General features: G+C 65.7%; 17 protein-coding genes and 1 tRNA gene. 5 read left to right on the forward strand and 13 right to left on the reverse strand.

What is annotated here, in order from left to right:
- Positions 1–4: 4 nt before the first annotated feature.
- Together ASG84_RS09795 and ASG84_RS09800 are read right to left on the reverse strand one after the other, a co-directional pair.
- A complete protein-coding gene (locus ASG84_RS09795; protein WP_057476838.1) occupies positions 5–1,375 on the reverse strand; it encodes an ABC1 kinase family protein in 1,371 nt (456 codons plus the stop codon).
- Positions 1,372–1,935, reverse strand: a complete 564-nt coding sequence (locus tag ASG84_RS09800) for a TetR/AcrR family transcriptional regulator (protein ID WP_200936539.1) — start codon at positions 1,933–1,935, stop codon at positions 1,372–1,374. The genes ASG84_RS09795 and ASG84_RS09800 overlap by 4 nt, the downstream gene beginning before the upstream one ends.
- 67 nt (positions 1,936–2,002) lie before the next feature.
- Between ASG84_RS09800 and ASG84_RS09805 the strand changes: the two genes are divergently transcribed.
- Positions 2,003–2,620 (forward strand): DUF998 domain-containing protein, encoded by a 618-nt coding sequence (locus tag ASG84_RS09805; protein WP_057476839.1) that lies wholly within the window; start codon positions 2,003–2,005, stop codon positions 2,618–2,620.
- Here the strand turns inward: ASG84_RS09805 and ASG84_RS09810 are convergent.
- Positions 2,603–3,382: an enoyl-CoA hydratase/isomerase family protein gene (locus ASG84_RS09810; protein WP_057476840.1), complete on the reverse strand. Its 780-nt coding sequence runs from the start codon at positions 3,380–3,382 to the stop codon at positions 2,603–2,605. The two genes, ASG84_RS09805 and ASG84_RS09810, sit on opposite strands and share 18 nt — an antisense overlap.
- A 73-nt stretch (positions 3,383–3,455) precedes the next feature.
- Here ASG84_RS09810 and ASG84_RS09815 point away from each other — a divergent pair.
- Positions 3,456–3,529, forward strand: a tRNA-Met gene (locus ASG84_RS09815).
- 222 nt (positions 3,530–3,751) lie between these two features.
- Here the strand turns inward: ASG84_RS09815 and ASG84_RS09820 are convergent.
- From ASG84_RS09820 to ASG84_RS09840, 5 genes are all read right to left on the reverse strand, one after another.
- Complete coding sequence (locus tag ASG84_RS09820) at positions 3,752–4,390, reverse strand: LON peptidase substrate-binding domain-containing protein (RefSeq protein WP_057476841.1); 639 nt, start codon at positions 4,388–4,390, stop codon at positions 3,752–3,754.
- Complete coding sequence (locus tag ASG84_RS09825) at positions 4,387–5,319, reverse strand: alpha/beta fold hydrolase (RefSeq protein WP_057476842.1); 933 nt, start codon at positions 5,317–5,319, stop codon at positions 4,387–4,389. The genes ASG84_RS09820 and ASG84_RS09825 overlap by 4 nt, the downstream gene beginning before the upstream one ends.
- A gap of 102 nt (positions 5,320–5,421) precedes the next feature.
- Complete coding sequence (locus tag ASG84_RS09830; RefSeq protein WP_057476843.1) at positions 5,422–7,962, reverse strand: alpha/beta fold hydrolase; 2,541 nt, start codon at positions 7,960–7,962, stop codon at positions 5,422–5,424.
- Between the two features lie 180 nt (positions 7,963–8,142).
- On the reverse strand, positions 8,143–10,665 hold the full coding sequence (locus tag ASG84_RS09835; RefSeq protein WP_057476915.1) for an ABC transporter permease: 2,523 nt from the start codon (positions 10,663–10,665) through the stop codon (positions 8,143–8,145).
- 53 nt (positions 10,666–10,718) lie between these two features.
- Positions 10,719–11,453 carry an ABC transporter ATP-binding protein gene (locus tag ASG84_RS09840; RefSeq protein ID WP_057476844.1) on the reverse strand — a complete coding sequence of 245 codons (735 nt, stop codon included), beginning with the start codon at positions 11,451–11,453 and terminating at the stop codon, positions 10,719–10,721.
- Between the two features lie 74 nt (positions 11,454–11,527).
- Here ASG84_RS09840 and ASG84_RS09845 point away from each other — a divergent pair, with 74 nt between their 5' ends.
- Complete coding sequence (locus tag ASG84_RS09845) at positions 11,528–12,292, forward strand: deoxyribonuclease IV (protein ID WP_057476916.1); 765 nt, start codon at positions 11,528–11,530, stop codon at positions 12,290–12,292.
- Here ASG84_RS09845 and ASG84_RS09850 read toward each other — a convergent pair.
- From ASG84_RS09850 to ASG84_RS09870, 5 genes are all read right to left on the reverse strand, one after another.
- Entirely contained in the window at positions 12,270–12,989 is a 720-nt protein-coding gene (locus ASG84_RS09850) for a hypothetical protein (RefSeq protein ID WP_057476845.1), read from the reverse strand. The genes ASG84_RS09845 and ASG84_RS09850 overlap by 23 nt on opposite strands.
- A 56-nt stretch (positions 12,990–13,045) precedes the next feature.
- The gene (locus tag ASG84_RS09855) at positions 13,046–13,561 is read right to left on the reverse strand and encodes a DUF309 domain-containing protein (protein ID WP_057476917.1); all 516 of its coding nucleotides are present in this window, start codon (positions 13,559–13,561) and stop codon (positions 13,046–13,048) included.
- A 10-nt stretch (positions 13,562–13,571) separates the two neighbouring features.
- Entirely contained in the window at positions 13,572–14,855 is a 1,284-nt protein-coding gene (locus ASG84_RS09860) for a multidrug effflux MFS transporter (RefSeq protein ID WP_057476846.1), read from the reverse strand.
- 84 nt (positions 14,856–14,939) lie between these two features.
- Positions 14,940–15,884: an aldo/keto reductase gene (locus ASG84_RS09865; protein WP_057476847.1), complete on the reverse strand. Its 945-nt coding sequence runs from the start codon at positions 15,882–15,884 to the stop codon at positions 14,940–14,942.
- A gap of 52 nt (positions 15,885–15,936) precedes the next feature.
- Positions 15,937–16,869 (reverse strand): DNA-3-methyladenine glycosylase family protein, encoded by a 933-nt coding sequence (locus tag ASG84_RS09870; protein WP_057476848.1) that lies wholly within the window; start codon positions 16,867–16,869, stop codon positions 15,937–15,939.
- 123 nt (positions 16,870–16,992) lie between these two features.
- Here ASG84_RS09870 and ASG84_RS09875 point away from each other — a divergent pair, with 123 nt between their 5' ends.
- Positions 16,993–18,186 carry an MFS transporter gene (locus ASG84_RS09875; RefSeq protein ID WP_082520898.1) on the forward strand — a complete coding sequence of 398 codons (1,194 nt, stop codon included), beginning with the start codon at positions 16,993–16,995 and terminating at the stop codon, positions 18,184–18,186.
- A gap of 119 nt (positions 18,187–18,305) precedes the next feature.
- A complete protein-coding gene (locus ASG84_RS09880) occupies positions 18,306–18,845 on the forward strand; it encodes a ribonuclease H family protein (protein ID WP_057476849.1) in 540 nt (179 codons plus the stop codon).
- Positions 18,846–18,853 lie beyond the last annotated feature (8 nt).

The raw sequence follows: 18,853 nt of genomic DNA on the forward strand, positions 1-18,853 counted from the left end.
CGGGTCACTCCGGCAGCTCGACGCCCCTCGCCTCGGCCAGGGCGGCTATCTCGGCGGGGAAGACATTCTTGAACACGAACGGATCCGTGCCCAGAGCCCAGTCGGGTGCGAGCTCGATGGCGTATCTCTCGAAGTAGCCGAGTTGCTTGGCCACCAGGATCAACTCCTCGGGGCTCGACGTCTTGTACTGCTTGCCCATGCCCACCAGGGCCCGGATGAAGTCCGCCAGACTGAAGTGCGCAAGGGTGGCCGAGAGCATCGGGGCGAACACCGATTGCAGTATCGCTCCGACCTCGGAATCCGAACCCATCTGCGGGGCAACGATTCCCAAGCGTTTGACCGTGCCGGCGAGCCGGGTGAAGTCGCCGTCGATCACGGTGGCGTGGAATAGGTCGAGCAGCAGTGCTCGCCACTGCTCGTCCACCTCGCCCATGACGCCGAAGTCGAGGAACGCCACTCTGCCGTCGTCGAGCACCCATACGTTGCCAGCGTGCACGTCGCCATGGAAAAGACCATGGAGCACAAGCGCTTCCATCCAGACCTTGGCTGCTCGACGGACGATGAGCTCGGACTGATCGCCGGGCTCGTAACGGTCGAGGGGGGAACCGTGCATGCGTTCCATGCAGATCACGCGACCGCCGCAGTAGTCGAGGAACACCTCGGGGGCGGTGACGTGCTCGTTGTCTCCGAACGCGCCGATGGCGGCGCGAAAGCTGTCCTGCCGCCTGGCTTCCACGGCGCTGTCGAGTTCGGCGAAGGTGGCGGCATGCAGGTCCACGATGATGGCCGACGCATTGGCGGTGGCAAAGAACGGGATGAACTTCTCCAGCCCGCGGGCGATGAGGTAGGCGATCCGTAGATCGATCTTCATACGGTGGTAGATGCCGCGCCGCTGTACCTTCATGACCACCTCGCGTCCGTTGTCGCGGCGCACGCACAGGTGGACCTGAGCAACCGAGGCGGACGAGAGCGGCACGTCGTCGAACGAGGCGAACAGATCGTCGATTCCGCGGCCCAGGTCAGCCTCGATCACCGCGCGTGCTTGCGAGCCGGGGAACGGTGGAACCTCGTCGAGACACCGCAGGCACGTATCGGCGAGGACCTTCGGGAACAGCCCCGGTGAGGAGCCCATCAGCTGTCCGACTTTGACGAAGGTGGGACCGAGAGCGAAGAACGCGTCGACGACGGCCTCCGAGGCGTGCACCGGCCACCCGCGTCGGGGCGCACGAACCCAGCGCCCGATCGCCACGAACTGGAAGTACGTCAACACCGAACCGATGACGATCAGCCGCAGCAGTTCTCGTATCCCGAAAGTCTTCAGTTCGGGTGGGGGCTTCGGTGTCGCGGGCTCGGGTGTCGTGGCGTCGGGGGTCATGCGTGCACTCCTGCGGGCAGGCGTGCGGCCGATGCTTCCAGCCGTGTGAGCAGTCGATCGAATCTCGTCTCGTCGTCCGATGCGCGCGAGAGCACCAACGCGCCTTGGATTCCGGCGACGATCTCCTCGGCGAGTTCGGCTGCCGACTCGCCGTGTCCGAGTCGGTTCAGTACCGGGGTGAGGGCTTCGATCCAGTGCGCGAAATGTGTTGCGACGCGTCCGGAGAAGGCCGCGCGCTCCAGCCCGAGCGTGAACGCCCCGAACAGGCACACCAGGCGGTTGGAGCGGAAGTAGCGGGCGGTCTGCTCGAACATCTCGTGCGTGGTCGACGCGGCATCGGTACCGTGCCGCAGCGGCTCGAACACGTTCTGGTGAAACCACTGCTCCACGTCGTCGAGGACGGCCTCGGCCATCTCCTGCTTGCCGCGCGGAAAGTAGTGGTAGAGACTGCCTTTCCCCAGGCCGGTCTGCCGGCTGATGACCGCTAGAGACGAACCGTCGAACCCGTGGTCGCGGAACACCCCTGCGAGTATCGGCACCACGTCGTGGCGATCGCTCATGAGCCGGTACTGTACCAATCGGTACACGCCGGGTGTAACTGGGTTCTCGAGATCGGACCATGCCGCTGTGAAGAGAACTACCGTCCTGGCCGCCGGAGCCTTCCTGGTCGGCGGGGTGACCTACCTAGCCGCCGAAGCAGTTGCGGCGCTGGGCTGGACCGATCGGCCGTACAGCTACGCACGCAACAACATCAGTGACCTCGGGATCCCGGACATCTCACCGTGGCACCCGGTGATGAACACCGGTTTTGTGGTCGACGGCACGCTGTTCGTTCTTGCCGGCCTCGGATTGTCGGTGTTGTTCGAGGGTCGAGCGCGGTGGATCGTGCTGGGCACGTCGGTCGTGCACGGCGTCGGCAGCATCGTGGTCGGGCTCGCGCATGCGTCGGTCGACGGCGCATCGGCTCCGCATGCAGCGGGCGCAGGTATGGCGATCATCGGCGGAAACCTGGTGCTCCTGGCTGCAGGCCGTTACGGCGGCCGCGTCGGAGCACCGCGTTGGTACACGGTGGGCAGCGCCCTGGCCGGTGTCGCGGGACTGGCAGGTTTCGCGTTGTTTCTCGCCGATACCGGCATCCTGGGCGGCGGAACGTTCGAGCGCATCTCGGTCTACACCATCATCGGATGGGAGATCGTCACCGGTGCAATGATTCTCGCTGGCCGACGCCTATCGAAATCTCGGTGACTCCTTGGCGAGGAAGGCTCGTACACCTTCCCTGCCGTCCATCGACTCGAACGCTTCCTCGAACACCGGTAGTGCCCGTCGTGCCGGTTCGTACGGTGATGGCCCGAACGTGAGCGCGAGTGCCCGCTTGTTCGCGTGCACCGCCGAGCGAGATTTTCCGGCAAGCGTCTGCGCCAGGTCCAAGGCCACCGACAGCGATGCACCGCGCGGTGCCACGCGATTGATCAGACCCCACTCGAGCGCCGTCTCGGCAGTGATCGGCTCGCCGAGTAGAACGAGTTCGGCCGCGCGGGCCTGACCCACTCTGCGCAGCGCGCGCATCGCCCCGCCGCTACTGGGGATCACGCCGAGGTCGATCTCCGGTAGCCCGAGTCGAGCTCCCGCATCGGCGACGACGAAATCGCAGCACAGTGCCATCTCGAGTCCACCGCCCAACGCGAATCCGTCGACCGCCGCGACCGTCGGCAGCGGCAGATCGGCCAGCAGATCGAGCGTGGCGTTCTCGAAGGTGCTCTTGCGTGCGAGTACGTCACCGGCGCTCTGCATCTCGGGCATTTCGGAGATGTCCGAACCGGCGCTGAACTCCCGCTCGCCGGTGAGAACCACCGCTCGAACGGTGGCGTCCTGGGCCAGTTCTCGTAGAACGGCGTGCAGCCGCCGCGTCGCCGGTCGGGTCAGCGCGTTGACCGGTGGGTTGGTCAGCGTGATCTGTGCAACGGCCCGGTGGGGAAAGGACAGGAGGGGAGAGGACTCGGTGGGCATACTCTGAACCGTAGAGCGTTGACCAGGCGATTGGGAGACTGCCGAGATGGCATGTACCGTTGGGGACACACAGCGCGGGGTGGAGCAGCTCGGTAGCTCGCTGGGCTCATAACCCAGAGGTCGCAGGTTCAAATCCTGTCCCCGCTACGAAAACAAAACCACGGTCCGCACGAGGGCCGTGGTTTTTTCATGTGGGCCTGCGCTGCCTGTGCGATGCAACTCTTGCTCCACTCGGCAGCGACAAGTCGAGAAGACTCCGGTCCGCGACCGACAGTGGAGCATCTGTTGCAGCAGAAACGCTCAACCGTCATCCTTTGTCACTTCACCACCGCGTAGGCCTTGGTCCGAGTGGTGTCGCTGGAAGGTCCCTCAGGGCTGCAGTCTGAATTGCACGACGGCCGTGACGTTGTCGATGGCGTCGTCGAGTGCCGTCTTGCGGGCTCGGGCGTCCGGTGCCGACAGAATGTCGAGTCGATCGGACTGACCCATCGGGATCAGTGCAGCCAGCGACCAGATTTTCTCGGCGGCCGAGATCGGTAGGCTCAGAAAGTCCGGAAAGCCAGGTGTCGCAATGTTTTCGGTGGATTCGAGCTGCCCGATGAGCTCGTACAGATCCTCGACCCGAGCCCAGGTGGTGTCGAATTCGGTATCGGCAATCACCGTGTCGACGTTCTCGTCCTGCCACGGTCGTACGTCGGCCAAGGGATAGGGATCGTCGGGCAGCCAGGCGTCGATCCGGATCCGTTCGCCACCCACACACTCGAGGAGATACCTGCCGTCACCGATGGCCTCGTGCCCGATGATGTGAGCGACCGTCGCCACGTCGTGCCGAACGTCGCCGCCCCCGGCCTCGTGTCCGCGCGCGATGAGCACGACGCCGAAGCTGGGGTCTTCCTGCTTCAGGCAGTCGTGGACCAGTGCCTGATAGCGCGGCTCGAAGATGTGCAGCGGTAAGCGTTCGCCGGGGAGCAACACGCTCCCGAGTGGGAACATCGGTATGACACTCACGGGCGGTGCAGCGGCATGACTGCCGGAGTGATCTCTTCGGACGTGTCCGTCCTCGCCGTGACACCCTTCCCCTGGCTGTTCGAGTCCAAGAACTCGTCAAGCAGGCGGAAGAAGAAGTCAGGCTCGTCGAGCTGCGGAAAGTGACCGGCATCGGGGAAAATTTCGACGCGGCTGTTGGGCACCTCGCGTCGGATGTTGTCCGCGTGTTTGGCGGGAATCATACGATCTTTTCCGCCCCACACGAGCAGAGACGGAATCGACTCGAATTTCTCGAAATGCTGCTTGGCGCTCACGGTCTGACCGCGCGGGCCCACCACAGCGCGCGTCGACGCCAGAAAGGCCTCGCGAGTGGAGCGGTCGGCGACCGACCGGAACGATCGCCACGTCTCGGCCATGCTCGGACCGGGCTTGACCGGAAGGCCCCACTTACCCAGCTGTGCCAGTGCGCCCTCGGCGTTCTTACGGAACCAATCGGACGCCAGCAGCGGGAGCACCAACTCGCTGCCGGGTAGCGTCGCGGCCTTGAGAAGGAGGCTGACCTCGGGGCCCAGGCCACCACTGCTGACCAGGGCGAGGCGATCGACCCGTTCCGGGAAGAGGTATGTCAGCTGCATGATGATGCCGCCGCCGAGAGAGTGACCGACCAGCGGAGCGGAGTCGATCTTCAGGTGATCCATCAGATCGCGGATGGTGGCCGAGTGCGAGCTCAGCGAGTAGTCACCGGACGGCTTGTCGGACTCGCCGTGCCCGAACAGGTCCGGTGCGATCACGCGGTACTTGTGCGAGAGGCGCTCGAGCTGGGGGGTCCACGATTGATGGGACCCGAGCAGACCGTGCACCAGAATCACGGGCGGACCGTCGCCGATGTCCACGTACCGCAGGACGTCCTTGTGTAGTTCTACGGACTTCAACTCGTACGGTGAACTCATTGTCGGCCTCCCTGTCGTGTAGTTCGGACCTGTCGCGCCTTCTGGCACAAACGTACAAGCTGTGCCGTCGTCGCGACAGACCGTCCTACAGGCCGCCGAGCTTCAGCGCCCGCTTCCGACGGTGTCGTCGATGATCTTGGCCAGCTCCTCGGCCATGGGCTCGCTCAGCATGTCACCGTGATCGCCGGTGATGTCGACGAAAGTCAGTTCACCCCGAGCAACTGTCTGCCACGACCGGGCATCTTTCACGTTTTCTGCTGTGCGAACCACGGTCATGGAACCTGACCACTGAGTCGGCACGTGCTTGTTCAACGCCACGTACCCGATGCTTGCAAAGACCAACCATTCCATGGTCGTCGGATACCGCAGCAATCCGGCGAACTGCATGCGTACCCATAGTGCGGCCGTGCCGAGACGGCCGAGGTGGAAGCCCGCGTCTTCGCGCGTCTGGGCCGGTGGCGCAGCCGGAACCTCGGTACCGCCGGGCAGCTTGTCCAACAGGTGCCGGAACAGCCGAGTGTCCAGGAGCAGCAGGTGCGGAGAGCCGAGACCGCAGTCCCGGATTCTCTCGGCCATCGCGATGGCGATCCACCCGCCGAGCGAATGGCCGACCAGGTGGAACGGGCCCTCTGGCTGGACTGTGCGCATCGCGTCTACATATCGCTTCGCGGTTCGCCGGATAGTGCGGTCCGGTAGTCCGCGCTTACCCCGGCCGTGCGCCTGCAATGCGTACACCGGATGGTCGTCGTCGATGTGCTTGACGACATTGAGGAATGCCATCGCGCCCACGCCGGCTCCGCCGATGAGGAAGATCGGAGCCTTGCTGCCCTCGGTGCGCAGCGGCACGAGTACGTCGTGTTCGCCGGAGGTGCGTCGGCGAACGGTGGCCGCGTCTCGCAGGCGGGCATCGACCGTCGCGGCAAGCGATCGAACGGTCGTCGCTGCGAACACGTCCTCCGCCGTGAGATCGACCTTCAATCCCTCCCGTAGTCGAGCGAGCATCGCCGTTGTCGTCAGTGAGTTACCGCCCAGAGCCAGGAAGTCCTCGTCTCGCCCGATGGTGTCCAGGCCGATGGCCGCCCGCGCAGCCTCCGCCACGATGTATTCGGTCGGCCCAGCGGCTGTTCGCTCGACCCGTCGATCCGCCGGCTCGGGCAAGGCCATGCGATCGAGCTTGCCGCGTTCGTTGCGCGGCATCGAGTCGAGAGCGACGATATGCGTGGGCACCATCCATTCCGGGAGGGTCCGGCGCAGTGACGCTCTGATCTCGCCGACGGAGGGGCGTCTGGCGGATCCCGCCGAGCACACGTAGGCCACCAGGTCGGTGTCGGTGCCGGACTGTCTGCCGATCACCGCAGCCTCGTCGATCTCCGGCATGGCCCGCAGAGCTGCCTCGATCTCGGCCGGCTCGACCAGGTATCCGCGAACCTTGACGGCGTCGTCTATGCGTCCGGCCAGGTGCAGCGTGCCGTGTTCGTCCAGGCGCCCCAGATCGCCGGTTCGATAGCGGAACAAGCCGTCGTCGAGGGCGGCGAATCGTTCGGAATCCAGACCTGCGTCGCCGAGATAACCGTCGGCCAGGCAGTTCGACGTCACTCGGACTTCGCCGATCGCGTCGGGCACACACACCGAGCCGTCGGTGGTGACGACCTCGACGAGCTTGCCAGGAATGGGCCTTCCGGCGGGGAGGAAGCCCGACGGCAGCGTTCGCTCCGGTGGGAACTCGCTGTAGGCGACGCCGCCGGCTTCGGTGGTCGCGTACCAGTTCACCACCGTGGCACGCCCGTCGAACATTCGCCTGAAATTGTCGACGTCGTCCGAATGCAGAGACTCCCCGTACGTGGTGGCCACCCGCAGACTGGGCACGGCGGTGTGGCCGTGGTCTGCTGCCGCGATCGTGCGCAGCAGTGACGAGGAGCAGTGCAGTGTGGTCAGTGATTGTGCGGCTATCCACTCGGCGATGTCCGACGGGACACCCGACCGAGGGTCTCGGCAGTGGACCGCGGCACCGCTGAGCAACCCCGCGAAGAGCGTGTTCAACCCGGCACCGAAACTGACCGGCAGCGAATTGCCGACGCGATCGTGCGGGCCGATCGACAACGCGGTGGCAACCTCGTATGCCTTGGTCAGACACATGCGATGGCTGAGGATCACGCCCTTGGCGGTGCCCGTCGATCCCGAGGTGTAGTTGATCACTGCGGTGTGATCACCGGACAGCGTCGGTAGTGGAACACAGGAATCCACGGTCTCGGCAACGGTGGCGGCGTCGATTGCCGTCGCATTCGCTCGTTCGATGATCGTGGCGCGCCGCTCGGCGGGAAGCATCGGATCGAGTGGCACGAGTGGGTGACCGGCGGCAACGACGGCAAGCATCAGCACGATCGATGTCGGAGTGTCGTCGGTATCGACGGCAAGCGGCCGAGAATCGCCGGGGAAGAGGGTGGCGATCTTGCGGGCCTGCGAATAGGCGCGGTGCAGGAGTTCGTCGAAGGTGAGCGAGCTTCCGCCGACGCAGAGGGCAACGGCGTCCGGCACGGCACGTGCCACCTCCCGGTAGCGCGCCATGAGTGTGTCGCGGCTCTCGGGCCGGCACAGCGGGGCCAGGGAGGGACGGGTGGGTGCATCGATGTCCTGAACCGACATGATTCTCCTCGTACGAGCCCGACCCGCGTTACCAGAGTTGGTTTGAGTCATCCAAACCTACTTGAAGACTGTTTTACCTCCCCAAAGGTAGACGTGCAGAACCTTTCGGCGCAAGCCAAAAACCGGACATTTCACAACGATCGTGTGTCGTTGCGAAATGCCCGGTCCGGTTCGGGAGTGTCAGAGGTCTGCGATTGCCTCCAAAGGTTTCGTCCGGGCCGCCCGAACCGCAGGCCACAGTGCCGCCAGTACCCCTACAACGGCCGATCCCACCAACATGGACGCAACCTGCCCCCAGGGGACGGTCATGGTTCCCAGGCCCTCGTCGCGCAGCGTCTGTACGAATCCCCAACCGAATGCGATGCCGAGGGCGACTCCCACGATCGCGCCGAACAGCGCGATGAGCAGCGACTCGAGGTAGATGATGCGGCGAACCTGTGGACGCTGCATTCCGATGGCCCGCAGCATGCCGATTTCTCGACGACGCTCCACGACGGACAGAGCCAGCGTGTTGACGATGCCGAGCACGGCGATGACGACGGCCAGCGCCAACAATCCGTACAGAACCGCAAGCAGGGTGTCGATCTGTTGTCCCTGACTGCCCTTGAACTCGTCGACGTCCTGAACCTGAACGACGACGAACGGCTTGGTGGCCGTTTCGAGGTCGGTGCGAAGTGTGTCGAGATCGGTTCCCGGCACGGCCTTGACGAGCACCAGAAGATCCGACCGTGTGATGGACGGCGTCACCTTCTCGTAGATGTCGCCCGAAACGATCCAACTGCCGATCAGCGGATTGTCGGTGAACACCCCGGTGACGGTGACCGGGACCGAAGCCCCGTCGACGGTGTCGAAGGTGACCTGCGTTCCGATGTCCCAGCCCTTGGTGGCCGCTTCGGACTCGGACACCGAAAAACCGTTGCTGTCGAGGTCGGCGGTGCCCCTGATCATCGACAGATCGAACAGGCCTTCGGGCGAACCGTCGATGGCGGCTCCGAACTCTTCCTGGCCGGCGATCGTGACGAACACCGGGTGCAGAACCGCGGTGCGGTCCACGCCGTTCACCTGTTGCGCCGCCGTGGTGGCACCGGTCGGAACACCGATCGACTGGGGGCCCGAGAGAATGTAGTCGGCCTCCACGCCGGTGTCGACGAGCGAATCGACGCTGGCCTTGGCAGTGGATCCCAGCACGCCGATCACGGTGACGAGCATGAGGCCGAGCATCAGCGCGAAGGCGGTGGCCGCGGTGCGACGCGGGTTGCGCACGGAGTTGGTCCTGGCCAGCCGTCCGATCGCACCGAACGGACGGGTGATGACGGCACCGAGTGCACCGACGATGGGCCGCGACAGGGACGGTGCGGCCAGTGCCGTGGCGACGATGAGTGCGACGGCACCGGCCCCGACCGTCGCGGCCGCGGCTCCGCCGGTCGACTGTGCGCCGATGACGAGTGCTGCCGCGCCGGCAATTCCCAGCCCGACGCCCACGAACGTCCGAGTACGCAAGGTGTCGCCGGCCGAGGCGAACTCCTCGCGCATCGCGGCGACCGGCGGAATCTTGGCTGCTCGACGCGCCGGTGCGTATGCGCTCAGGACGGTGACGATGATGCCGACGGCGAAGGCCACGGCGACGGTGCGGGGTTCGAGCGCCAATGGTCCCGACGGCAGCCCCAGATCGAACGCGTTGAGCAGCGCCCGTAGGCCGTAGGCCAACCCGACTCCGCCCGCGAAACCGAGGATGCTGCCGATGACGCCGACAACGAGTGCTTCGAGTACCACCGAACGGCTGACCTGGCCGCGGCTGGCTCCGATGGCTCGCAGCAGTGCCAGCTCACGGACTCGCTGGGCAACGATCATCGAGAACGTGTTGTAGATGATGAACGTGCCGACGAGCAGTGCGATTCCGCCGAAGGCGAGCAGGAAGTAGTTGATGAACGACAGAGCCGACTCCACCTCGGCCCGGGTCTCTTCTTGTACGTCTGCGGCGGTCTGCACCTTCAGGCCGGGGAGCGCCGCGGAAATCTCGTCCCGCAGATCGCTCTGGGTGAGCCCCTGCGCGGCGAGATCATTGCCTGCAACGTCGATGTACTGCACATGGGCACCGTCGGTGAACAACTCGTTCGCCTGGCTCTGAACGAACTGGAGTCCGATGAAACCACCGGATTCGGTTGCGGTGGAGTAGATCCCGGAAATCGTGATGTCGGTGATGCCCTTGGACGGCACGAGCACCTGGGTGGCGTCGCCCACCTTCAACCCGGCGCGATCGGCACCACCGGCATTGATCGCGACCTGCCCCGGAGCGGTGGGGGCCGAGCCGTCGACGAAGGTCGTCGGGTCGCCCAGTCGTTGGTCTTCCGGCAGGTAGGACTCCCCGATGGTCGGTGCCCCGCCCGATTGAACGGCGGCACCGTCAGTGCCGAGCAGCACGATTTGCCCACTGACGTACGGGGACACGGCGCGTACGTTCGGCAGGGCCGAGATCGCGGCGATGTCCTCGTTGGGCACCCCGCTCGAGCGGGCGTCCTCGGGGCTCACGCGAACGTCGGCGCCCTGCGCAGTATCGGCGAACAACGAGGAGAACGTGCGTTGAAGTGTGTCGGTGAAGACGAACGAACCCGCGACGAACGCGGTGCCGAGGACGACGGACAGAACCGTCAGCGCCAGCCGAACCTTGTGTGCGGCAAGGTTTCTCAGGGAGACCTTACGCATCGGATTGCCCGCCGGCTTGGATCGAGAACGCGTGTTGGAGACAGAATGCGCCATTATCGGACCGTCTCCAGCTTCTTCATCCGCTCGAGTACGGCGTCGGCCGTGGGCGAGTCCAGCTGATCGATGACGGCGCCGTCGGCGAGAAACACGACGCGGTCTGCATAGCTGGCTGCGCGTGGATCATGGGTGACGATGACGACGGTCTGGTCGAATTCGTCTGCGGCAGTGCGCAGAATCGACAGCACCTCGCCGGAGGAGCGGGAGTCCAGGTTGCCGGTCGGCTCGTCGCCGAACACGATGTCGGGTCGGCCGGCCAGCGCCCGGGCGCACGCCACTCGCTGCTGCTGTCCGCCCGAGAGTTCGCTGGGGCGGTGATCGAGACGGTCGCGGAGGCCGAGTCGGTCGACGACGGTGTCGAGCCACCCCTGATCGGGAGCGCGACCCGCGATGTCGAGTGGCAGGGTGATGTTCTCCAGCGCGGTCAGCGTCGGTACCAGATTGAACGCCTGGAAGACGAATCCGATTCGGTCCCTGCGTAATCCGGTCATCTCCTTGTCGGAGAGCGCCGTCAGCTCGGTGTCTCCGATGGTCACCGTGCCCGACGATGCGGTGTCCAATCCGGCCAGGCAATGCATCAGAGTGGACTTGCCCGAACCCGACGGGCCCATGATGGCGGTGAATTCTCCGCGAGCGAACTCGACGCTCACCCCGGACAGTGCGTGCACCTGGGTGTCCCCGGAACCGTAGACCTTCGATACGTCGACCGCGCGTGCGGCAATGTCGCTCATGCGAGCCAGTGTTCCAGCGTTCTGCGCCCATCGCTATCAGGGGAGACCCTGAACACCACCCTATGATGGACGTCATGCGCATCGGAGCACACGTCCGCGACAGCAGCGACCCTCTCGGTACCGCCGAGGCGCTCGGCGTCGATCTGGTCCAGATGTTTCTCACCGATCCGCAGAAGTGGAACAAGCTGGAACCACACCCGCAGGGCGAGGCTCTGCTGGCCGGCTCGGTCGATGTGGTGGTGCACTCGTCGTACGTGCTCAACGTCGCGAGCTTGAACAATCGGATCCGCATCCCGTCCAGGAAGGCCGTCGTCGAGCAAGCAGTCGCCGCAGCCGAGATCGGGGCCATCGGACTGGTCGTGCACGGCGGCCACGTCCGCGAGGGCGAGGACACCGCCAAGGGAATCGACAACTGGCGCAAGCTCTTCGAGCGTCAGGCCGAGAAGGGTGGCTTCGCGGTGCCGATCTTCGTCGAGAACACCGCGGGTGGGGACTCGGCAATGGCTCGCCACTTCGACGACATCGCCCGGCTCTGGGACGCGATCGGCGAGTTCGGCGCAGGCTTCTGCCTGGACACCTGCCATGCGTGGGCAGGCGGCGAGGATCTCGTCGACGTGGTCGATCGCATCAAGGCCATCACCGGGCGAATCGATCTGGTGCACCTTAACAACTCGCGCGACGAATTCGACTCGGCCAGAGACCGGCATGCGAACCTCGGCACCGGAACCATCGACGCCGAGATCCTGACCGCAGTCGCATTGGCCGCCGACGCGCCGGTGATTCTCGAGACGCCGCCCGAGGGGATCGAGGACGACGTCAGGCTGCTGAAGAGCCTGTAGCGACGGATGCGATCGTGGTCAGGTGGTGGGCGGCTACCGACCACAGTCGGATCAGCTCGTCCATTCCTCTGAGATCTGCAGCCCAGGTCACGTGTGCCTGCGCGGTACCGGGCCCCGCTGTGGTGATGGCGATGTCGATGGCGTGATCGCGGCTGGGCTGTGCCAGGACATCGTCACGGACGATGATCTGCGCTCCCGCGCGCGAAGCCAGAGCTGGGTAGTTACGCGTCAGTGCGTAGTCGCGGCCACCGTTCGGCACCGAGGCGAGTCGACTCGAGACGTCGGCGAGAAGGTGCTGCCCGTGGTCGGCGGCGGTGAGGGCGTCGGCGTGGACCGCGGGGAGCCGGACCGGGTGAACTGCTGCGGCACCCTCGAGATCGAGGTCGACCAGCACGCCGGCCGAGGATCCGCGGCAGTTGTTTCTCTGCCAGGTGCACACGGCCGATCCCAGAGCAGCAAGCAGCAGGACGCGGGGTTGGTGGACACCGTTCGGCGACGCGAATGTCACCGAGGTCTGCTCGAATGTCGTGGGCCGTTCGGCGAGCAGCGGGCGTTCCGCCGGTGTCAGGACGGCGACCCAGTACGGAACCTGCTCGGCCACCTCGGTGCAGAGAGTACGTCCGAGCTGGGCCGGGCTGATCGTCTCCTCGCATGTCAGTCTCTGTCGCGCGAGTCGTAGCGGTGCGAACACGGTCACGCCGGGGAACCCCACTTCCGGTGCAGATTGTCCTAGCCTTACCTAATTCTCTCAGGTTAGCTCGAGCCCGGATCGGGTGCCAGGACACCCCTGCGCGGATCGATCGCGCGCAGCACGGGAATACCGGGGGAGACCGGCAGGGTTCCGGTCTCCAGATCGTCGAGCAGCCCTTCGGACCAGGCCAACAATCCGCTGACGTCGACACTGTGCGGAGGGTCGGCTTCGAAGCCGACCAAGCGATCGTGTCCCTGCCGAAGGAGCGATGCGGCACCGATGCGATTACCGCGCAAGAGGTGCGTCAGGCCGACGGCGAGTTGGGCGAGTCCTTGCCACAGCGGACGCTCGTCGTTCGGGCAGCTCTTCCACGTGCCCTCGAGTACTTCGTGTGCGTGGAACGGCATGTTCGCATCGAGGAACTTCTGCGCCTCGACGAGTGCTGCGCCGGGCGGAAGCCGCACGTCGTCGGGCACGCGTGGGATTCCGCTTCCCCCGCGGGCGAGGGGTCGCCCGAGACCGTCGCGAGGCCTGGCATTGAGGGGTTTACCGCGCGCATCGCGCTCGCGTTCGGTCATGGCGGTCACCCTAGTGGGTGGGCACCGCTCCCTCGGTCGGTTGCCGCGCAGACGACCGCGCGGTGACGACGCCCAGGGCGATAAGTGCTGCAGCGGACGTCACGACCATCGTGATGGACACGGCCACCGCATCGTTTCCGAGTGCGCCTACGACAGGAGCGACGATGGCACCGAGACCGAACTGTGCCGCTCCGAGAAGTGCAGCAGCACCACCTGCGGCCTCACCGTGCCGGGACAGAGCGAGTGCAGGCGCGTTGGGCATCACGAATCCGACGGCCCCGAGCACGAACCACAGCGGGACGACGAAGCCCGCCATACCGCCGGTCCCGGTCACCGCCAACGCCACCATGATTCCGCCGGCAACGACGCCGAACGACAGTGCCGACAGCACGATCTGCACCGGGGCGAAGCGCCCGAGCAGCAGGACGTTGAGCTGGGATGCACCGATCAAGGAAATGGCACCGGCCGCGAAGACGATGGCGAATTGCTGCTCGTCGAGGCCGAACTCCTCCTGGAGGACGAACGACGAGCCGGCGACGTAAGCGAAGAGCGACGACATGGCCAGGGCTGCGACCATGACGAGGACGACGAACTGCGCATCGCCCAACAGTGATCGGTAGGTCCGGAGCACGGGCATGACGCCGCTGGCCCGACGACGCTCGGGCGGCAGGGACTCGCGCAGCGACACGATCGCCAGCGTCATCAACGCCACTCCCATGATCGCCAACGCGGCGAAGACGAGCCGCCACGAGCCGACGAGAAGTACCGCACCGCCGAGCGACGGTGCAAGAACCGGCGCGACACCCATGACGAGCATCAGCCGCGACAGCACGGTGGCGGCAGCGCGGCCACTGAACAGATCACGCACGATGGCCATTGCCACCACCGCGGCCGCGGCAGCGCCGAGACCCTGTACGACGCGCAACCCACCGAGAACGGCGATGTTCGGGGCCATGATGCAGGCCACGGAAGCGAGGATGTGTACCCCGGTACCGACGATCAGGGGAAGTCGTCGGCCGACGATGTCCGACAGCGGCCCGATGACGAGTTGGCCGAGGGCGAGCCCGACCAACGTGCCGGCGAGCGTGAGCTGCACGGCGGACGACGGAGTGTTGAGGTCGTCGGCGATGGCAGGCAGGGCCGGCAGGTACATGTCGATGGTCAGCGGACCGAGGGCGATGAGCGCGCCGAGTACGAGAATCACCCGCAGGCGCTCCCGCGACGTCGGTTCGGTCACGGTCGTCTGGGCAGTCGAAATCGGCGCTGTCGAGTTCCGGGCGGTCGTATTCGTCACTGTCGTGTTCGATGCTGGGGCCACCCGAAGGTCAGCAACCGGGGTACTCGTTCTGTTCCCGTTGCTGACTACAACTTTCGTGTTCTACGCCACGGCGTCGGACAGAACCGTCAGTTTCTCGACTTCCTGGCTGGTCAGAGTCAAGGCCGGTGCGTCGAGCAGGGCAGGCAGCTGAGACATCTTGCTTGCACTGGCAATGGGCGCGGTGATGCCCGGACGCGCCAGCAACCAGGCCAGGGCGACGCTCGAAATCTCTGCGGATCGCGATTCGGCTATCTCACGCAGGCCCTGCACCACGTCGAGCCCGGCATCGGAGAAGTATCCGGTGGTCAGCCGCTCGCGCTGTTGGCCGGCGAGGTCCTCGCGGGTGCGGTACTTACCCGTCAGGAATCCGGCGGCGAGGGAAAAGTACGGAAACACGCCGAGGTCGTGCTCGACAGCCAGCTTCTGCAGCTCGCCCTCGTAGACGCGGCGAGCGACCAGGTTGTAGTGCGGCTGCAGCGCGATCGGAGCGGCGAACCCGTTCTCCTCGGCAAGCTCGAGCCACTCGCGCACTCGCGCCGGGGTGTAGTTCGAGATGGCGACGTAGCGAACCTTGCCTGCCGTGATCAAGTCGTCGAACGCGGCGAGAGACTCGACCAGCGGGGTCTTGTCGTCGTCGTAGTGCGCGTAGTACACGTCTATGTGGTCGGTCTGTAACCGGTCCAACGACGCGTCGGCGGCAGCCCGGATGTTGTCCGCGGCCAGCCCGCGGAAATCGGGATGCTGGCTGACCTTGGTGGCGATGACCACGTCGTCGCGGTTGCCCCGGGCGGTGGTCCACTTGCCGATGATCGTCTCCGACTCGCCGCCGGAGTTGCCGTCGGCAAAGGCCGAGTACGAGTCGGCGGTGTCGACGAAGTTGCCTCCGCCTGCGGTGAAGGCGTCGAGAATCTCGTAGGACGCAGCCTCATCGCTGGTCCAGCCGAAGGTGTTCCCGCCGAGAGCGAGCGGAAAGATGTCGAGATCGGAACGGCCGATGGCAACCACGGATAAACCCCTTACGTTGGCGTACAACTCGACTGTACGAGCAGCCGAGGGCTCAGTGCCACGTGTGGTCCACCAGAGCGGTTCGGGGACCGAACTTCGGCTTGGTGGCCTTCCCGCTCAGGTACAGCAGTCGAATCGCGCGATGCCTGTGCGGAGCCAAGGGCCGCAGATACTCGACCATCTCCGCGTCGTCGATCGGTCTCCCCAGCAGTGACCAGCCCACCACCGACGCCAGGTGGTAGTCGCCCACCGACAACGCGTCGGGATCTCCCAGGGCGCGTTGTGCCGTCTCTGCCGCGGTCCAGATGCCGACGCCCGGGATTGCCCGTAGCCTGCGCTGCGCATCCTCGGGTGTCATCGTCGACGCCTCCTCCAGACGACCGGCCGCCTGCGCGGCGCGCACGATGGTCTTCGACCGGGCCGGGTCCACGTTGGCGCGGTGGTACTCCCACGAGGGAATACGACGCCACACGTCGGGTGCGGGAAAGACGAACATCGGCTTCGGCGTCGGCCCCGGTGCGTTCTCGCCGAACTTGCTCACCAGAGAGCGCCACGAACCGAACGCCGAAATGCCGTGTACGCGTTGCTCGATGATCGCCGGGATCAGAGCCTCGAGCACCAGACCCGTTCTGCCCAGCCGCAGGTGCGGCAGCTGCCGATGTGCCTCTTGCAGAATCGGGTGCTCCGGTGCGAACGTCGAGGCGTCGTCGTCCAGGCCGAGCAGCGCGGGCACCGCGTCCAGTAGTTCGGGTGCGCCGGGACCCCACGCGCGGGCCTGAACGCTGGTTTTCGAGGCCTGCATCAGGCGGTACGTCACCGGACCCGAGTTCATCCGCGACGTGCGCCAGATTCCGCCGTCCGGCGTCGACTCGTAGGTGGGATCGCCGCGGCCCCGACGCAACGGAGACAGCGACATCCGCACGTCGAGCCGCGTCTCGGACGTGACGAGGCGAGCGATTCCGCTGGACTCGGTGGCGTCGGACATGGCGGTTCGTCACCTCCTGGAGTGTGCAGGGCCGGCGTCGACGGTGTATCTCTGGCAGAGCCCAGTCAACACCTTCGGCGGAGTCGCCGGGAAATAACGTGCACCCGCACAAGGAGGACAATCGTGACTCGTTCGAGGGCAGCATCGTTCGTCGGGGTCGCATTCGCGTTCGTCGTCGCGATGATGGGCACGACGATGCCGACGCCGCTCTATTCGCTCTACGAGGTCGAGTTCGGGTTCTCCGTATTCGTCGTCACGTTGGTGTTTGCCGCATACGCGGTGGGCGTGCTCGGGGCACTGTTGGCCTTCGGTCGTTGGTCCGATTCGCTCGGTAGGCGGCCGATGTTGCTGGGGGCCATCGCTTTCGGTCTTGTCAGTGCCGTGGTGTTCGTGACTGCGGATTCACTGACGGCCCTGGTGATCGGGCGGGTGTTGTCCGGTCTCTCGGCCGGGATCTTCGTGGGTACCGCCACGGTGACCCTGCTCGAGTTGGTTCCCGACAGGTGGCGTGATCGGGCTCCGGCGATCGCCACTGCTGCCAACATCGGAGGTCTGGGTCTCGGACCGTTGGTGGCCGGTCTGCTGGCGGAATACCTGCCGCAGCCCTTGCGGCTGACGTTCTTCGTCGACATCGCCCTGTTGGTCGTCGCGGGTGTGGCGGTGTTCTTCGCGCCGGAGACCGTTCGGGTCGCCGCCGGAGCGCGTCCCCACATGCAGCGACTGTCCGTTCCGATCGAGGTCCGTGGCACTTTTCTGCGGGCTTCCATCGGTGGCTTCGCGGGGTTCGCGGTGCTCGGCCTCTTCACCGCGGTGTCACCGGGCTTCATCGGGGGTGTGCTGGAGATCGACAACCACGCGGTCACCGGGGCCGTGGTGTTCTCCGTCTTCGCTGCATCGGCCGTTGCCCAGATCGCCCTGCGCCGGGCCGATCCGGTGTCGGCGCAACGATGGGGCTGCCTCGTGTTGATGCTCGGGTTGGTGGTCCTGGCACTGTCTCTGCTCGTGGTCTCGCTGCCGGTTCTGGTGATCGCAGCCCTGCTGTGCGGAGTCGGGCAGGGCGTGACGTTCAGCAACGGGATGTCGACCATCGACGCCGGACTTCCGGCCGAACGTCGAGCAGAAGTGACCTCCACCTTCTTCGTGGTGCTGTACATCGCCATCTCGGTGCCGGTCATCGGGGCCGGGTCCGTGGCGAACGAATGGGGACTGGTGACCGCGGGAGTGGTGTTCTCCGTGATCATCGCGGCGCTCGCGGCGGTCGCGTTCGTACTGTTGACTCTCGACGGCAGGAAGGTCGGAGCGATCCGCCCGTCCTGAAGCGATTCGCCGTGCGCCGGAATCGATTCGCCGCGGTGCTCGGTCGACCACCAAGTAACTCGAGGGCGGTGAGCGAGTCACCCGAAGTTTGTCGGTGGCCCGACGTAGGGTCTGAGACCGTGATCATCGTGAGTACGGACGGCTCGTGTCTGCGTAACCCCGGCGGAGCAATCGGGTGGGCGTGGGTAAATCACACGGGGCCGAGCAACTCCGGTGGTGAGCCCTCGGGCACCAATCAGGTAGCCGAGCTCCGTGCCCTGCTCGAGGCAGTTCTGGCCCACCCCGGCCCCGAACCGTTGCTGATCGAGTCCGATTCCCAGTACGCAATCAAGTGTGCGTCCGAGTGGCTCGCCGGCTGGAAGCGCAAGGGATGGAAGACGGCGAGCGGCACCCCGGTACGCAACCTCGAGCTCGTGCAGAACATCGAGCGGGCCATCACCGACCGTGAAGGGCCGGTCCGGTTCCGGTGGGTCCGCGGACACGTCGGCAATCACTTCAACGAAGCAGCCGACGCCTTGGCCGGCGAAGCTGCCCGGGCCATCGCAGCCGCAGGAGCCAACGCCGGATCCAGGCCTGCCGAGACCGCACCCACCGAGAAAGAGCCGGCTCGGAGCGCTGCGCCACAGTCCTCGGAGCCGGAGATCGCGACGCTGTTCTGACGGTTCTG

Origin of the sequence: Rhodococcus sp. Leaf278 (assembly GCF_001426085.1) — a bacterium.
In the GTDB taxonomy this organism is placed as follows: domain Bacteria; phylum Actinomycetota; class Actinomycetes; order Mycobacteriales; family Mycobacteriaceae; genus Rhodococcoides.

Bases quoted from the DNA above. Each gene is read 5' to 3' on its own strand.
- ASG84_RS09825 (WP_057476842.1), bottom strand. From the start codon at position 5,319: ATGAGTTCACCGTACGAGTTGAAGTCCGTAGAACTACACAAGGACGTC.
- ASG84_RS09855 (WP_057476917.1), bottom strand. From the start codon at position 13,561: ATGACCGAACGCGAGCGCGATGCGCGCGGTAAACCCCTCAATGCCAGG.
- ASG84_RS09835 (WP_057476915.1), bottom strand. From the start codon at position 10,665: ATGCGTAAGGTCTCCCTGAGAAACCTTGCCGCACACAAGGTTCGGCTG.
- ASG84_RS09830 (WP_057476843.1), bottom strand. From the start codon at position 7,962: ATGTCGGTTCAGGACATCGATGCACCCACCCGTCCCTCCCTGGCCCCG.
- ASG84_RS09795 (WP_057476838.1), bottom strand. From the start codon at position 1,375: ATGACCCCCGACGCCACGACACCCGAGCCCGCGACACCGAAGCCCCCA.
- ASG84_RS09845 (WP_057476916.1), top strand. From the start codon at position 11,528: ATGCGCATCGGAGCACACGTCCGCGACAGCAGCGACCCTCTCGGTACC.
- ASG84_RS09800 (WP_200936539.1), bottom strand. From the start codon at position 1,935: ATGAGCGATCGCCACGACGTGGTGCCGATACTCGCAGGGGTGTTCCGC.
- ASG84_RS09810 (WP_057476840.1), bottom strand. From the start codon at position 3,382: ATGCCCACCGAGTCCTCTCCCCTCCTGTCCTTTCCCCACCGGGCCGTT.
- ASG84_RS09870 (WP_057476848.1), bottom strand. From the start codon at position 16,869: ATGTCCGACGCCACCGAGTCCAGCGGAATCGCTCGCCTCGTCACGTCC.
- ASG84_RS09840 (WP_057476844.1), bottom strand. From the start codon at position 11,453: ATGAGCGACATTGCCGCACGCGCGGTCGACGTATCGAAGGTCTACGGT.